The organism is Jilunia laotingensis (genome assembly GCF_014385165.1).
Taxonomy (GTDB): Bacteria; Bacteroidota; Bacteroidia; order Bacteroidales; family Bacteroidaceae; genus Bacteroides; species Bacteroides laotingensis.
Window position 1 is genome coordinate 2,774,409 of sequence record NZ_JACRTF010000001.1, and the last position, 16,279, is coordinate 2,790,687.

Sequence of the window (16,279 nt, forward strand, 5' to 3'; positions counted from 1 at the left end):
TATCATTGGCAAGAAGACTTCCTAATGTTAAAAAGAACCAATGATAGGGTCTTTTAGTATTTCTGTAATATCAATACTTATTCTATTTTGTTACTTTTAGCTGTTGTAATTCTGACTGAATGTTTTTTATTTAATTAATAATCTATCAAATGGACAAAAAAGAGATTGGCTTTCATGCTGGAAAAATTTGGCAGTTGTTAAGTAACAACGAAAAATGGAGTTATGAAAATCTGAAAAGTAAATCCGGTCTTAAGGATGAAGAATTGGGGGCTGCTCTTGGTTGGTTGGCGCGAGAGGATAAAATCGAGTTTGAACAACAGGAAGAGGGGTTATATGTTTATCTTTGCGTAAATGTTTATATTGGTTGAGGTATATTTACGAGAAAATGAAATCCCCGGAATGTAACTGTATCACTCATTCCGGAGATTACTTTTTGAGTTTAATCCTTATTCTTCTTACCCATTTTATTTTCAATAAGGAAAGCGACAATCAATCCTACTCCACCAAAGAGAAGAACATTGGCACCATAAATGACACTAATCATTTGTCGTACGTTCCAATCCATGTTTGCCATCGTGACATAACCGGGAACTTGATTGGCACAGATGAAGAAACCGATTAACAATCCGAGACCGATACCTAACATCAGACATCCTCCTTTTAATGCGCCAGAAGACACTCTGCTACGACTGTAATCCGGTAAGGAGAATTTTCCGCTGAGATTGGTTGCAGATATCTTGTCACCTAATTTTTCGATAATAGTCATCCGTTCGCGTCTACAGACAAAGAGTTCAAACAATTTATAAATACCTAATGTAATTATTCCTATAACGGTAGGAACCATGATAAAATCCATCATAATTTTATTGTTTTTAAATGAATAATTTCGTTCTTTGTACTGTTGGACGCAGTTGATTGGAAAAGGTTACAGAATAAGTGAAGAATCTCTTTACTTTTTATTCTTCATTTTTAGTTTTCACTTATTCTGTAACCTTTTTCAAAGACTTGCGTCTAACAGTTCATCATGGTACAAAACGAAGAGAAACAATACATAGCACGAATATTAGATGGAGATACGGAATGTTTTTCCTTTTTTCTCGATCGTTATGGACGTCCTCTTTTTACATTGATTGTACAGATTGTAGGGTGTGCTGAGGATGCGGAAGAATTGGTTCAGGATGTTTTTTTGAAGGCATTTCGGAATCTGAGTAGCTATAAAGGTGAGTGCTTGTTTTCTACATGGCTTTACCGAATAGCTTATAATGCAGCGGTGTCTGCTACTCGCAGAAAGAAACAGGAGTTTTTCTATATGGAGGAAAATACGATTAATAATGTACCTGATGAAAAAGCAGATGAGGTACTTTGTCCTAGCGATGATGAAGAACGGACTGTTAAATTGATACAGGCTATAAATCTGTTAACGGCTGAAGAGAAAGCATTGATTACTCTATTTTATTATGAAGAGAAATCGGTTGAAGAGATTGGTGAAGTATTGAAGCTATCCACTGGGAATGTAAAAGTGAAATTACATCGTACACGGAAGAAGCTTTATTTATTGATGAATACAGGAGAGTAAGTTATGAATATGAATAGTAATAATACAGGAAGTATGCTGAAAAAGGCACTTGAAAAGAGACAAAATGGAAGTTTGCCTTCTAATTTTTCTTTTCATATGATGGAGAAAATCCGTATTGAAGCAGCAAAACAGGAAAAGAAAAAACACAGAATGATTATCTTCTATTTAATACTAGCCTTGATGATGATTCTGGGTGTATCTATCTATAGTTTATTCTTTTATTTGGATTTCAAACCGGAAGATTTTCTTCCTCATGTATATCTTTCCTCAGATTTTTCTTCTTTATTGGGTTTTTATACTTACATAGCTTTGTTAGTATTAGGATTATTAGGGTTAGATCTTTGGTTAAGAAAACGAAGTTCGGCTGATAAATAAAAAAACGAACGTAAGGGGCAGTCCCAATGTTGTTCAATTATAGAATTAAGAATTTTAAACCATGAAAGTAGATAAGTATTTTGATAAAATCGATTTAGAGGGACTTCTAGAACGGCTGAAAGATCTTGGTAAAAATGCCGGAAGAACTTCCATGCGTCCTGTATTGTCACTGTATTTTGTGATGAAGAATCCCGAGACTCCTTTGTCGGATAAATTATTGATAGGTTCGGCATTGGCATATTTGGTGTTACCAATTAATCTGATATCAGTTCGGAGATGGCCTGTTGTAGGTTGGGTGGATGAGATGGCTGCCATAATGATAGCATACAAAAAGGTGAAAAGGCATATTACTCCTGAGATCGAATCACAAGTAAATAACTTATTGGAAAAATGGTTTCCGGAATTAAAATATGAATTGATATCATAAGGGGGATTTGAGCATTTTAACAAGCTTCTAGTTTGCTGGGCATTTGGGGCAAAATTTAGACAAACTCTCAGATTTTCGAAAATAATTCTGTTCCTTTGTATTTTCAATTAATCGAATAAAAAGAGAATCATGAGAAGTTTTGCCTCAGATAATAATTCCGGTGTTCATCCTGCGGTAATGGAAGCATTGGTGCAAGCCAATCAGGATCACGCCCTTGGGTATGGTGATGATTTGTGGACAAAAGAAGCTGTCCGAAAGATAAAAGAAACATTTGGTTCGGATTGTGAACCGTTGTTTGTTTTTAACGGGACAGGCAGCAATGTTGTAGCTTTGCAGTTGATGACACGTCCTTATAATTCTGTTCTTTGTGCGGAAACGGCACATATATATGTCGATGAATGCGGTTCTCCCGTTAAGCTGACCGGCTGTCAGATACGTCCGATAGCGACTTCGGACGGGAAACTTACGCCAGAGCTTATTCTTCCCTACCTTCATGGTTTTGGTGACCAGCACCATTCACAGCCTGGGGCTGTATATCTGTCACAATGTACCGAACTAGGCACTATTTATACTCCGGACGAATTAAAAGCTATTACTTCATTAGCTCATCGATATGGGATGCGTGTACATATGGATGGAGCGCGTATTGCCAATGCTTGTGCAGCGCTTGGTCTTTCACTGAAGGCGTTGACAGTCGACTGCGGAGTCGATGTGCTTAGTTTCGGAGGTACCAAAAATGGATTGATGATGGGAGAATGTGTTGTAATTTTCGATGACTGTCTGAAGGTTGAGGCACGCTTTGTCCGTAAACAGTCGGCACAGTTAGCATCAAAGATGCGCTATCTCTCCTGTCAGTTTACTGCATATCTGACAGATGAATTATGGCTAAAAAATGCTTTACATGCCAATGCTATGGCTCGTAAGCTTCACGATGCTTTGGCAAAGTTCCCGGGTGTACGCTTTACTCAAAAGCCCGAGAGTAACCAGTTGTTTCTTACGATGCCCCGCCCCGTAATAGACCGGATGTTGAAATCCTATTTCTTTTATTTCTGGAAAGAGGAAGTCGATGAGATTCGCTTGGTTACTTCTTTTGATACGACCGAACAGGATATTGATGATTTTATCGGTTTGCTTAATGCATAAAGCACCTTTTTTATGTCTTGATACTCTTTGCTCTCAAAGGAAAGAGTAAGTATGAAGATTTATTAAAAAATGAACCTAAAGGCTCTGTTGGTGTGTTATTTGCATACGTTTCAGTAGTAGAACGTTTAAATATACAGAAAGCATGGCTTATATAGATTATTACAAGATTCTTGGAGTTGACAAGAGTGCTTCCCAGGACGATATCAAAAAGGCTTTTCGCAAGCTGGCCCGCAAGTATCATCCGGATTTGAACCCGAATGACCCGAGCGCAAAAGACAAGTTTCAGGAGATCAATGAGGCTAACGAAGTACTGAGCGATCCGGAGAAGCGTAAAAAGTACGATGAATACGGCGAACATTGGAAACATGCCGATGAATTTGAAGCTCAGAAGCGAGCCCGTCAGCAAGCCGGAGGTGGAGGTGGCTTTGGCGGATTCGGGGGTGCCGGAGGCTTTGGCGGTGATGAGAATGGTTATTGGTATTCCAGTGACGGACAAGGATTTTCCGGTGGTGGAGAAGGTTTTTCCGATTTCTTTGAATCGATGTTCGGAGGTCGGGCGCGAGGTGGCAGTCGTGGGAATGCCGGTTTCCGCGGTCAGGATTTTAATGCAGAGTTGCATCTTTCGCTTCGTGATGCTGCTACAACTCATAAACAAGTGTTGACGGTGAATGGTAAGAATGTACGTATCACTATTCCGGCAGGTGTTGCCAATGGGCAAGTCATTAAATTGAAAGGGTATGGCGGACCCGGTGTGAATGGCGGACCGGCAGGTGATTTGTATATCACCTTTGTTATACCTGAAGATCCGGTATTCAAACGTGTTGGGGATGATCTTTACATTGATGTATCTCTCAATCTCTATACTGCCATATTGGGGGGAGAGCAAGAGGTAGAAACCTTAAACGGTAAAGTGAAACTAAAAGTGAAACCTGAAACACAGAACGGTACGAAGGTACGGCTCAAGGGCAAGGGTTTTCCAGTCTATAAGAAAGAGGGACAATCGGGCGATTTGATCATTACCTATGATGTTAAGATTCCTACGAGTCTGACAGAAAGGCAGAAAGAATTGTTCCGTGAGTTACAGAGTATGAACTAAAAAATGAATCAGCACTATGCAGACCGAATTAATTATAGTTAGTGAATACTGTCAGAAGTGTCACATCGAGCCCTCATTTATCGACTTGCTTGAGGAGGGTGGTTTGATTGAAGTCCGTGCAGAGGCGGGCGAGCATTATCTGCTTGTGGCGCAATTGCCGGAAGTAGAGCGTTATAGTAGGATGTATTATGATCTTTCTATCAATATAGAAGGTATCGATGCCATTCATCATCTTTTGGAAAGGATGGAGGGGATGAGGCGTGAAATAAATTCGCTTCATAATCGTCTTTCGCTTTACAGGAAGTATGAAATGGAAGAAATAGAATAAATAACGAACAGTAGTAAGGGGGATTCTTTTATGAAAGAATCCTTTTTTTTCCAAAACAGTATTGGGATATATTCAGGCGGTCGGTTAGCCATCCTATTCCGATGCATCCTGCAATGGTGAAGGCAACAGCTACTATCATGAAGCATACCCCGGTTGGTTCGAATGAGAAAAAAGGAAGGAATTTCTTCGATAGTAAGGTGAACACAGGGGAGAAAAGGAGGATGACCAGTGTATTACGTCCAATAAAATGATGGATTTTAGTTATTTGGACCGGCAGGTATGGATATATGAATAAAAGAATGCTTATTGAAAGGTAAGTGATTGTAACGCCTGTCAAAGTAGACCTGTCCAGATTTTCCGGGAAACAGCATAGTATGATAAATGGAATTGCTGCCAACGCGGAAGGTTGGAAAGAGGAAATAAATGAAAAGTTGCTTTGGCAGATAAAGATTCCTGCTAGGAAATAGATGGCATTTGCAAAAGACAATATGGAAGTACCGTAAGAGAGGACAAAAAAGATAAGTCCTAAAAGAATGAAACGGGATATTCCTGACAACTTTACATAATTATATACAAGATAATAGATGATACTGCATATCAATAATGTATGCAAATACCAGTAAGGTCCCATCGGTGATAGGAATGTTTTACTTAATAAAAGTTGTCCGCTGAGTTCTGTTACTTTTTCGCGTACGGGTAATACAGACGACATGATGACATATCCTATTTCCATCACCGCATAGGGAATGAATATCCACAGCATGTTTCTGAAAAACTTGCCCGGACTTTTTCGTACATTTACCAGATACCCGGAAATAATGAGAAATGCCGGCATATGAAAGGTATATACTATCTTCTTCGCATACGGATATTTATCACCTATAAATACAAGATGAAAAATAACCATCAAAATAATAAAGATGCACTTCAAATAATCCAGTTCTTCTATCCGCTTTAGATTGCCGTGATCTTGTGCCATAACAGTTCTCTATATTTGTAGGGGCCGGCTTACAAATACGTTAAGTTGTTTTTCAGCCGACCCCTAATCTGATTAATATCCGAAAGAACAGATATTTATTTTCTGTAATATGCCAAATCGTCCTTATCGAACTTACGAATAAAGTTGATATGCTTTTCTACTTCGCTTTCTGCATAACGTACAAATACCTGTGCTGAAGTTCCGAATAATTCCGGGTTCTTGGAAGCATCTTGTACCAGCAGATGTCCCATGATAGTATATGCTGCCATTTCTACCAGGCGACGTGCGCAAAAGTCAAGCAATTCCTGATCTTTCGTTTCTGTGATTTGGGCGACACATGCAGCATATTTGCTTGCCATTTCCTTCAAACGGTTTTGCAACCCTTCCATATCGGGAGCTACCGACAGAGCTTCGTATTCCTTAATACGGTTGAGATAAGCACCTGTTGTCACATAACGGATGGCAGCTACTACTTGCAACTGGGTAGTACCTTCGTAGATGGATGTGATACGCGCATCGCGATAGATACGTTCGCAGGCATAATCTTTCATGAAACCTGAACCACCGTGAATCTGTATACAATCATAAGCATTCTGATTGGCGAATTCACTTCCTATACCTTTTGCCAACGGAGTGAAAGCATCTGCCAGTTTAGCAAACGTCTTCTGTTCGGCACGTTCTTCAGGAGTCAGTTTACGCTCTTTTGAAATATCATCCAATGCTTTGTAGATGTCTACATATCGGGCAGTCTCGTACAACAGGGCACGTGAAGCATCCAATTTGGCTTTCATCAAGGAAAGGATTTCGGCAACTGCCGGGAACTCAATGATAGCTTTGCCGAACTGCTTACGGTCTTTGGCATAATCCAATGCTTCATTGTAGGCAGCCTGCGAGATACCAACCGACTGAGCGGCAATACCCAGACGGGCACCGTTCATCAAGGCCATTACGTATTTGATCAATCCCAGTTTACGGTCACCGCAAAGTTCTGCTTTTGCATTCTTGAATACCAATTCGCAGGTAGGAGAGCCTTTGATACCCATTTTATTCTCGATACGGCGAACATTCACACCTCCGTTACGCTTGTCATAAATGAACATGGATAGTCCGCGGCCATCGTGTGTACCTTCTTCCGAACGTGCTAAAACAAGGTGGATATCCGAATCGCCATTCGTGATGAAACGTTTCACACCGTTCAGGTACCAGCATTCGTCTTTTTCGCTGTAAGTTGCTTTCAGCATGACAGCCTGAAGATCGGAACCGGCATCCGGTTCGGTAAGATCCATAGACATGGTTTCACCTTCGCAAACACGGGTTATATAACGTTTCCTCTGGTCTTCGTTGGCAAATTCATAGATCGTTTCTGCACAGTCCTGCAATCCCCAAAGGTTTTCAAAACCGGCATCACTACGGCTTACGATATCGGCAGCCATGATATACGGAGTGATAGGGAAGTTGAGTCCACCGAAACGGCGGGGCATAGCCATACCCATCAGACCTGCTTTACGGCAAGCTTCCAAGTTGCGGGCAGTTCCTTCAGCATAAGTCACACGGTTGTTGGCACAAACCGGACCTTCGTGATCAACGCCTTCGGCATTAGGAGCTATGATATCGCCACAGATTTCACCGACAATCTCCAGAACTTTGTCGTAGCTGTCCATAGCGTCTTCAAAGTCTATCGGTGCGTAATCGAATTTTTCTTTATCAGTATAGTTGCGCTCTTTCAGCTCAACGATTCTCTTCATTAACGGATGGTTCAAGTGATGCTTGAGTTCCGGGGTATCTAAATAAAAGTTAGCCATTTTCTTACTTACTATTCTGTTTATAATACTTAATCATCTTCGGCACAACCTCTTCGATAGTTCCGTTAATCACGTAATCTGCAATCTTATTGATCGGAGCTTCCGGGTCGTTGTTGATAGAGATGATGATACCACTCTCCTGCATACCGGCAATGTGCTGGATCTGACCGGAGATACCGCAAGCGATATAAAGTTTCGGACGAACGGTAACACCTGTTTGTCCGATCTGGCGGTCATGATCGATGAAGCCTGCGTCAACAGCTGCACGGCTGGCACCAACTTCGGCATTGAGTACTTTGGCAAGGTCGAACAACAGGTCGAAATTCTCCTTGGAGCCTACTCCGTAGCCACCGGATATGATGATCGGAGAGCCTTTCAGGTTGTTTTTCGCCTTTTCAACGTGACGTTCGATCACTTTTACTACATAATCCGTGTCGGCTACATAATTCTTTACGTCATGACGGACTACTTCGCCTTTATATTCGGGGTTCAGTATCGCTTTTTTCATAACGCCTTCGCGAACGGTTGCCATTTGCGGACGATGTTCGGGATTGACGATGGTGGCAACGATGTTACCACCGAAAGCCGGACGAATCTGGTATAACAGGTTCTTGTAAGTCTTTCCTTCTTTCTTATCTTCGTGGTCACCGATTTCCAGTGAAGTGCAGTCGGCAGTCAGACCGCTGGTCAGTGCGGAAGAAACGCGTGGACCCAAGTCGCGACCGATAACGGTTGCACCCATCAGGCAGATTTGCGGTTGTTCTTCTTTGAACAGATTCACCAGGACGGAGGTGTGTGGGAGGGAAGTATAAGGGTAAAGTCCTTCTCCATCGAATACGTGTAATTTGTCCACACCGTATGGAAGGATTTGTTTTTCGATATCTTTGAGACCGGTTCCGATGACAACGGCTTCGAGCTGGCAACCCAGTTGGTTAGCTAACGAACGGCCTTTGGTCAGAAGTTCAAGGCTTACGTCTGCGATGATACCTTCTTCTATTTCGCAATATACAAATAAGTTGTTCATAATTATCCGATAGTATGGTTAGCTAACAGTTCGACAATCAGGTTCTCTACATCATGGTCACTGCCACTGATGGTTTTGCTCTCTTTTGCCTGGAACACGATGTTTTGTATGGCTTTCACTTTGGTGGGCGAACCAGACAAACCGCATTGTGCTAGATCACCGTTTACATCGGCTACACTCCATTCAACGAGGTTCAGATAGTCTCGGGTATCATACAGGTCCGTATAGTCCAAGTTACCTTGTTGTTTTTCGGTAACGGTCTTGGCGTGTTTGTACTTCTGTACCAGTTTCGCATTGCGCGGACGGCAGGGGGCTGCACTTCCGTTTACGGTGATTACGATGGGCAACGGACCTTCGACAGTCTCTATACCTCCGTCGATATGACGTTTTACGGTAATATGTCCATCGGCAACTTTCAGAATCTCTTCGGCATATGTAATTTGGGTCAGACCTAATTTTTCTGCAACCTGCGGACCTACCTGTGCCGTATCTCCGTCGATAGCCTGACGGCCACCGATGATGATGTCATACTCACCGATCTTGCGGATAGCTGTTGCCAAAGCGTATGAAGTAGCCAGCGTGTCGGCACCTGCGAAAGCGCGGTCTGTCAGAAGATAACCGTTGTCGGCACCACGGAAAAGTCCTTCACGAATAATGTCGGCTGCGCGACCCGGTCCCATAGTAAGAATGGTAACGGTTGAGCCTGGATGGGCATCTTTCAGTCGGAGAGCCTGTTCAAGAGCATTCAGGTCTTCGGGATTGAAGATGGCAGGGAGTGCCGCACGGTTAATAGTTCCGTCGGCTTTCATGGCATCTTTCCCAACATTACGTGTGTCGGGAACTTGTTTTGCCAATACAACAATTTTCAAACTCATGTTATAAATTTTAGTATTAGTATTTCTACAAGTTAGTAGCCGGTAGTCAATAGTAAATATTTTGCTAACTAAACTATCCGGTTAACTATCAGCGTGCAAATTTACTCAAACGGTTGGTTCTGACAAGAAAAACTGGGAAGAAAATGCACAGCTATGAAGATAATGAGCAATTACAGAGAGATCCCTACCACAAAATAGGCTGTACTCTCATAGGGATTGAAACCGACTTTTCCGAACAGGGGGAACGAGAAACGGTCGGTAATTTGGAGGGCTTTTGAGGCTTTCAAAGCGATGTTGTTCACATTGAACTTGTCGGCATACGTACCGTCCCACGGAGTGAATCCGGCTTCGATGCTCAGTTCGATGTCTTTTACGTTGAAAGGATAGGAGAGTTGGCAATAGCTCGACCAGGCACGCTTTCCGTTTTCCCGGTAATCGTTTCCGGCAAAAATAGTATACCAGGCGGCAGTCAGTGGGAACCGTTCGCTTATGGCATATTCGGCTCCAAATTCAAACGTGTGGTTGGTGCTGTGGGCTTGGTAGTTGAAATATTTGAATGTTTCTCCTTCACCTTGGTAGAATACGTTGTTGATTATGAGCCTTAATCTTTTGTATTCATATTCCAGTGTCAGGTCAATTTCATTGTTTTTATCGCTGAATTCTGTAGAACCCCATGCGGAAATGGTAAACCCTCCTGCAGTAACTCCAAGGGTCGGTTGCACGGAAGCACTGCCGCATTTTATTCCGCGCCACATATAATTACTGACGAAATCGGCATTGATAAAAACTTCTTGTGCATATAACAGGAATGGGCAAATAAGTGCGAATGCGAGTACTATTTGTCTTTTCATCTTTTGTCGGTTATGTTTATGAGCGTTCTATACGCTGAAAAGGACGATGCATCCCCATAAACTATGGGGATGCATCGTAGAATTATTTCAAGTTCAATTTCTTGGCGATGTCTTTGGGCAGTGCGTCTTTGTGAACTAAGATATTCATCGTTTTGTATGCTACGAAAGGTTTGGAAGCATACCATATACCTTTGTATTTTCCGCTCGGTCCCCATGAATTCTTTACCATGAAGTACTCTTTGCCGTTCTGGTCTTTAGCGATGCCGTAAATTACCATTCCGTGGTCATCTGTAGTTTCCCAGTTGTCAAAAGCCGTTTGTCGCATTTCCTGAGTCACTTCGATTTCCGGCAGAGGACGTGAAGTCAGCTCTTTACGTTTGTCTGTTGCAGAAAGGCCGGTCCAACGAGCCATGTCCGAGCCCGTTAGCTCTGCACCTTTGGCGGCATCAGGCATAACGGCTACACCGTCACGGGTGAATCCCTGTTCGCTGACATCGCTTCCCCAGGCAAATGTGTACCCGTTTTTCACGGCATTGTCCATGACGGCCATCAATTCGTCTATCGGAAGATTCCATGACAAGCCGTTGCGCCAGTTATCTTCGATTTCGATAGCAAACTGCGTATAGAACGGATGGTGAGTGAACGAGGTCAGGGATACATAATCATCCGGGTTCAGTCCCAATGATTCTGCATAACTTTTCGGAGTGTATTCTTTTCCTTTATAAGTGAACTTCTCGGGACATTTTCCCAGATAAGTATCATAGATGGCACTGATTCCGTTTTGCCAAACCGGAGAAAGTTTAGTCAGTCTGCCTTTGGCAATCGCGTTTACATAAGCTTCGGCAACTGCGTCCAATTCGTTGTGTACGGGAAGTGTGTCACCATACATGATACCTTCCATTGCTTCCTGCGGTACGAGTCCGTAATTTTTCAAACAATACATGATGTCATAGAAACTTCCGCCCGGTGAGAAAGAACTTGAACCATGATAACGCACATAATTGCGGGCACGATCCGTCATGGTGTGGTGAACTACGAACATTTCAGATAGATCGTGTTCTCCTTTTCCCTTTCTGAGCAATTCCGATTCAAGGAACCCAAGGCTTGAAAAGCTCCAGCACGTACTAGAACGGTTCTGGTTCTTGATTGAGGTGATCGGATTCTCCTTAACTGTAGTGAAAACAAAGCCCTCTTCTTTCGGTTCTTCCTGAGCCATCATGCTCAAGCTACCAAGACAGAGTGCTGCTGCAATGAGAATTGTCTTTTTCATTGTTATGTCGTTTATTGTTATATTTATGCGACAAAGATACACGAATATCTGAGAAAATGAAAATATTCTCATAGTTTCGTACAGTAAATATGCCCGGAAAATGAGATATTTCTGCTAAACTAAACTTCTTTGCGTTTTGTTGTTTGTAAGAGATAAGAACTACAAAGCAACAATTATATGCCCAAAGCCAGAAAGAACTATACCATTTACGTCCTCATGCTGATCATCTTCGGAGGACTTATTTATTTTGCCATCGAAGAAGGTAGCCGGTTTGCACATTATACACCTGTAGATGCGGGAGTACAGGCCACCCCCTTCGAAATGTTCTGTCAGTTTATGCAGGATAACCTGCATCACCCTTTGAGCGTTTTGTTGATTCAGGTGATTGCCGTACTGATTATGGTGCGGCTGTTCGGCTATCTTTTTAAATACATCGGACAGCCCGGAGTAATAGGGGAGATAGTGGCAGGTATAGTCTTGGGCCCTTCTGTACTTGGATATTTCTTTCCCGATGCCTTCCATTTTCTTTTCCCTTCGGAATCGTTGACAAATCTGGAGTTACTCAGTCAGGTGGGGCTTGTGCTGTTTATGTTCGTCATCGGTATGGAGCTTGATTTCAGGGTGTTGAAAAATAAGATAAATGAAACCCTGGTCATCAGTCATGCCGGTATTCTGGTACCTTTCTTTCTGGGAGTGGTAGCTTCCTATTGGATTTATGAAGAATATGCTTCGGGACAGACGCCTTTTATTCCTTTTGCGCTTTTCATAGGTATTTCGATGAGTATCACTGCATTCCCTGTGCTGGCACGTATCATTCAGGAACGCAATATGACGAAGACTCCCATTGGGACGCTTGCCATTGCTTCAGCGGCCAATGACGATGTGACGGCTTGGTGTTTGCTTGCGGTGGTTATTGCCATAGCCAAAGCGGGAACGTTTGCCAGTGCGCTGTATACCATAGGATTGACAGCAGTATATATAACGGTCATGTTTTTAGTAGTGCGACCTTTTCTTAAAAAGGTCGGTGCGGTGTATGCCAATCAGGAAGTGATAAATAAATCCTTTGTTGCTTTTATCCTGCTTATTCTCATCATTTCGTCCACAGTAACCGAGATCATTGGTATCCATGCTCTGTTCGGTGCGTTTATGGCGGGAGTGGTGATGCCGTCTAATCTGGGATTCCGTAAGGTAATGATGGAGAAGGTGGAGGATATTGCTTTGGTGTTTTTCCTGCCCCTGTTCTTTGCTTTCACGGGGTTGCGCACTGAAATCGGTCTGATCAATAGTCCCGGACTATGGGGCGTTTGTCTGTTGTTGGTTACTGTAGCCGTAGTCGGTAAGCTTGGTGGATGTGCCATTGCTTCCCGTCTGGTCGGTGAATCGTGGAAGGATAGTCTGACGGTAGGTACATTGATGAATACCCGGGGATTGATGGAACTGGTAGCATTGAATATCGGTTACGAGATGGGAGTGTTACCTCCTTCTATCTTTGTGATATTGGTCATAATGGCATTGGTAACTACTTTTATGACAACACCGATACTACATTTTGTCGATCGTTTTTTCGCACATCGCGAAGAAAAGCTATCTTTGAAGCGCAAACTGATTTTCTTTTTTGGCCGCCCTGAATCGGGGAGAAGCTTGTTGTCTGTTTACTATCTATTGTTTGGACAAGAGTTAAAAAAAGAGCAAGTCATTGCTGCACACTATACGGTGGGAGCGGATGTCAACCCGTTGAATGCCGAACAGTATGCCCGTGAAAGTTTTGCTATGCTTCGACATCGGGCTGCGGAACTGGGTTTGCGGGTGGATACACGTTACGGTGTCACTGACAAATTGGTACAGGAGATTGTCCAGTTTGTCCGGCGTGAACAACCCAGGATGCTTTTATTGGGAGCCGGAAGCCGTTATCGTGCGGAAACCGTTCCCGGTACGGGAAACATTTCATGGCTATCATTGTTTCGTGATAAGATAGAAGAGGTGAGGGAACAGGTGAAGTGTCCCGTGGCTGTGCTTATCGACCGGAATTATGAAGAAGGATTGCCCGTCACTTTCGTGCTGGATGAACCTCAGGACGACTTTATGACGGTTTATCTGGAACAGATAGTAGCCCATGGGACTAATGTCGATCTTATACGGGTACCGAGAATCATAGAAGAGATAGGCAGGCGGAAATTGCTGGTAATGAGTCACCGGGTTTATGCAGAACTTTATAAGGATGAAGAGTTGTTCCGGCACCTTCCTTCGATGCTGGTAATTAATAAGTAGGAAAAAATAAAGAAGAAATATATGATAATTGATGATCAGACGGGGCTGGTTCTTGAGGGAGGAGGGATGCGCGGTGTATTCACCTGTGGCGTTCTCGATTACCTGATGGATCATGATATCCGTTTCCCTTATGCAATCGGTGTGTCTGCCGGTGCCTGTAACGGACTTTCATACATGTCCTGTCAACGTGGGCGTGCCAAATATAGTAATATCGACTTATTGGAAAAATACAATTATATCGGTCTTCGCTATTTGCTTAAGAAACGGAACATTATAGATTTTGATCTGCTTTTCACTGAGTTTCCCGAACATATCCTGCCATACGATTACGATGCCTATTTTGCCTCACCGGAACGTTTTGTGATGGTGACTACCAACTGCCTGACCGGAGAAGCCAATTATTTTGAAGAAAAACGTGATAAAACTCGTGTAATCGATATTGCCCGTGCCTCCAGCAGCCTTCCTTTTGTTTGCCCCATTGCCTATGTCGATGGAATTCCGATGCTGGATGGCGGCATTGTGGACAGTATTCCTTTGCAAAGGGCCATCCATGACGGATATAAAAAGAATATCGTGGTGTTGACTCGTAACCGTGGTTATCGCAAAGAAGGCAAAGATATTCATGTGCCTCCATTTATCTACCGGAAATATCCTAAAATTCGTGAAGCGCTGAGTCGTCGTTGCGCCGTTTACAACGATCAGCTCGAGATGGTGGAACGGATGGAGGATGAGAAGCGCATCGTTGTTATCCGTCCGCAAAAGCCTGTGATGGTAGATCGTATCGAGCGTGATATCCGTAAGTTGACCAAGCTTTATGAAGAAGGATATGCTTGTGCAGAGGAAGTCTTGGCTGTTATCGGAGTATAAATTAGCAAGAAGCGTTTTGTTGATTATTAGGTGAAAAGAAGATTTTCCGACCATCCTTATATAACAGAATCTTGAGAAAACATCTTACACAAATATAGCCCGTAGCCTTGGGCATGTTACCTCACCGATGAACGACCTGTTCCTCACCGAGGAAGAGGCTCTTCATCACCGAGGAACAGGTCGTTCATCGGTGAGGTAGAAGTACTGACTCATTTGTGCTGATTATCAATTGTTTATTTCTTTCTGCTTTTGTATATGTACATATAATAGGAACTCAAATTTGTTGACATATTCCGAATCCTGTATTTAAGTAGTTCATTCGATACTAATCGAATACCCTCCATTAAATATTTCTCCCGGAGCAAGATGTTGCATCCAGTCTTTGTCTTTATACTCCCCGTCATAATATGCCCGGTCGCAACGTCCGTACCAGGGTTCGATGCAAACGAATGGTGCATTTTTGGCAGGGGGCGACCATAATCCTACTACCGGAGCATTGAAGTTTAAACTTAGATAAGGTTGTTTCTCCTTATTATATAGGGTGACTTTTTGTACTTGGTTATTTTCTATGATCAAGGCATCCTTGTCGAAAGTATGTATATCCAGGGGTAACAACCCGTCTGTCAATAACAGAGGATATTCTGAATCGGAATCAGCACATCCCTTTTCGGAGATAAGGATGTATTTCAATCCTTCCGTCCTATCGAATCCGAAAAATCCCCGTTCTTCACTTTCTGCATGGTAGTCGGGATAATAAAAAGCAGGATGCGCCCCTATTTGGAAATGCATTTCCTTTTCTCCTGTGTTTTTGACTTGCCAGATTACTTCAATTTGATTTCCGTTCAGACGATAACCTATTTCCAGGCAGAATGGAAAAGGATATTTCTTTAATGTCTCTTCATCGTCCTTCAGGCGATATCTTACTTCATCAGAATTCTTCTGTATCAATTCAAAATCCATGTCACGGGCAAAACCATGCTGGCTGAGGTTGTAAGTGATTCCTTCATGCCGGTATTCATTGTTCCATACACTTCCGACAATGGGAAATAGAACCGGAGAATGGCGTTTCCAGAATGCCGGGTCTGCTTGCCATAAGTATTCTTTCCCTCCGGAGACGATGCTGCAAAGTTCCGCTCCGTGTGACGAGGTCTGAAGAGTAAGCTGGGAATTAGAAATGGTTTCCATATTCATATTTATTATTAAGTTACAAATAATGTTCGTTTAGCGATGCGGCTTTATAGGATATGGAATCTATATGTGCCGAAAGCATTACCGATACATGTGATCATTCGGAATGATTTTTATATGCAAATGTAGGATAATTCTGATAATAATGGTGCAAATTCCTCACTGTAATTCTGTCTTGGGGACAGGGATTAATCTTTAGAGAAAGTTTGG

17 protein-coding genes are annotated in these 16,279 nt (G+C 42.7%); 9 read left to right on the plus strand and 8 right to left on the minus strand.

Annotated elements, in window-relative coordinates:
• Window positions 1–149 precede the first annotated feature (149 nt).
• Complete coding sequence (locus H8744_RS10560) at window positions 150–368, plus strand: winged helix-turn-helix domain-containing protein (protein ID WP_262434778.1); 219 nt, start codon at window positions 150–152, stop codon at window positions 366–368.
• A 71-nt stretch (window positions 369–439) separates the two neighbouring features.
• Here H8744_RS10560 and H8744_RS10565 read toward each other — a convergent pair whose 3' ends face one another.
• On the minus strand, window positions 440–856 hold the full coding sequence (locus tag H8744_RS10565) for a DUF6249 domain-containing protein (RefSeq protein WP_305067481.1): 417 nt from the start codon (window positions 854–856) through the stop codon (window positions 440–442).
• Window positions 857–1,024: 168 nt separating this feature from the next.
• On the opposite strand from H8744_RS10565, the gene H8744_RS10570 reads away from it, so the two are divergent.
• The 6 genes from H8744_RS10570 to H8744_RS10595 all read left to right on the plus strand — a co-directional run bounded on the left by H8744_RS10570 (window position 1,025) and on the right by H8744_RS10595 (window position 4,945).
• Entirely contained in the window at window positions 1,025–1,576 is a 552-nt protein-coding gene (locus H8744_RS10570) for an RNA polymerase sigma factor (protein ID WP_262434780.1), read from the plus strand.
• A gap of 9 nt (window positions 1,577–1,585) precedes the next feature.
• The gene (locus H8744_RS10575; protein ID WP_262434781.1) at window positions 1,586–1,951 is read left to right on the plus strand and encodes a hypothetical protein; all 366 of its coding nucleotides are present in this window, start codon (window positions 1,586–1,588) and stop codon (window positions 1,949–1,951) included.
• A 61-nt stretch (window positions 1,952–2,012) separates the two neighbouring features.
• On the plus strand, window positions 2,013–2,378 hold the full coding sequence (locus H8744_RS10580) for a YkvA family protein (protein ID WP_262434782.1): 366 nt from the start codon (window positions 2,013–2,015) through the stop codon (window positions 2,376–2,378).
• Window positions 2,379–2,507: 129 nt separating this feature from the next.
• Window positions 2,508–3,521 carry a threonine aldolase family protein gene (locus tag H8744_RS10585; protein ID WP_262434783.1) on the plus strand — a complete coding sequence of 338 codons (1,014 nt, stop codon included), beginning with the start codon at window positions 2,508–2,510 and terminating at the stop codon, window positions 3,519–3,521.
• A gap of 142 nt (window positions 3,522–3,663) precedes the next feature.
• A complete protein-coding gene (locus H8744_RS10590; RefSeq protein WP_262434784.1) occupies window positions 3,664–4,617 on the plus strand; it encodes a DnaJ C-terminal domain-containing protein in 954 nt (317 codons plus the stop codon).
• Window positions 4,618–4,633: 16 nt separating this feature from the next.
• On the plus strand, window positions 4,634–4,945 hold the full coding sequence (locus H8744_RS10595) for a chaperone modulator CbpM (RefSeq protein WP_262434785.1): 312 nt from the start codon (window positions 4,634–4,636) through the stop codon (window positions 4,943–4,945).
• A gap of 28 nt (window positions 4,946–4,973) precedes the next feature.
• On the opposite strand, the gene H8744_RS10600 is transcribed toward H8744_RS10595, so the two are convergent.
• The 6 genes from H8744_RS10600 to H8744_RS10625 all read right to left on the minus strand — a co-directional run bounded on the left by H8744_RS10600 (window position 4,974) and on the right by H8744_RS10625 (window position 11,746).
• Window positions 4,974–5,924, minus strand: a complete 951-nt coding sequence (locus tag H8744_RS10600; RefSeq protein ID WP_262434786.1) for an acyltransferase family protein — start codon at window positions 5,922–5,924, stop codon at window positions 4,974–4,976.
• Window positions 5,925–6,019: 95 nt separating this feature from the next.
• Window positions 6,020–7,726, minus strand: coding sequence for an acyl-CoA dehydrogenase family protein (locus H8744_RS10605; protein WP_262434787.1), 1,707 nt, complete (start codon window positions 7,724–7,726; stop codon window positions 6,020–6,022).
• Window positions 7,727–7,730: 4 nt separating this feature from the next.
• Entirely contained in the window at window positions 7,731–8,750 is a 1,020-nt protein-coding gene (locus H8744_RS10610) for an electron transfer flavoprotein subunit alpha/FixB family protein (protein WP_262434788.1), read from the minus strand.
• A 2-nt stretch (window positions 8,751–8,752) separates the two neighbouring features.
• Window positions 8,753–9,625, minus strand: coding sequence for an electron transfer flavoprotein subunit beta/FixA family protein (locus tag H8744_RS10615; protein ID WP_262434789.1), 873 nt, complete (start codon window positions 9,623–9,625; stop codon window positions 8,753–8,755).
• A gap of 170 nt (window positions 9,626–9,795) precedes the next feature.
• Window positions 9,796–10,476 carry a transporter gene (locus H8744_RS10620; RefSeq protein WP_262434790.1) on the minus strand — a complete coding sequence of 227 codons (681 nt, stop codon included), beginning with the start codon at window positions 10,474–10,476 and terminating at the stop codon, window positions 9,796–9,798.
• A gap of 82 nt (window positions 10,477–10,558) precedes the next feature.
• A complete protein-coding gene (locus H8744_RS10625; protein WP_262434791.1) occupies window positions 10,559–11,746 on the minus strand; it encodes a C1 family peptidase in 1,188 nt (395 codons plus the stop codon).
• Between the two features lie 177 nt (window positions 11,747–11,923).
• Between H8744_RS10625 and H8744_RS10630 the strand changes: the two genes are divergently transcribed.
• Window positions 11,924–14,014 carry a cation:proton antiporter gene (locus tag H8744_RS10630; RefSeq protein WP_262434792.1) on the plus strand — a complete coding sequence of 697 codons (2,091 nt, stop codon included), beginning with the start codon at window positions 11,924–11,926 and terminating at the stop codon, window positions 14,012–14,014.
• A 21-nt stretch (window positions 14,015–14,035) separates the two neighbouring features.
• Window positions 14,036–14,881, plus strand: a complete 846-nt coding sequence (locus H8744_RS10635) for a patatin-like phospholipase family protein (protein WP_262434793.1) — start codon at window positions 14,036–14,038, stop codon at window positions 14,879–14,881.
• Window positions 14,882–15,196: 315 nt separating this feature from the next.
• On the opposite strand, the gene H8744_RS10640 is transcribed toward H8744_RS10635, so the two are convergent.
• On the minus strand, window positions 15,197–16,066 hold the full coding sequence (locus H8744_RS10640) for an aldose 1-epimerase family protein (RefSeq protein ID WP_262434794.1): 870 nt from the start codon (window positions 16,064–16,066) through the stop codon (window positions 15,197–15,199).
• Window positions 16,067–16,279: the final 213 nt, after the last annotated feature.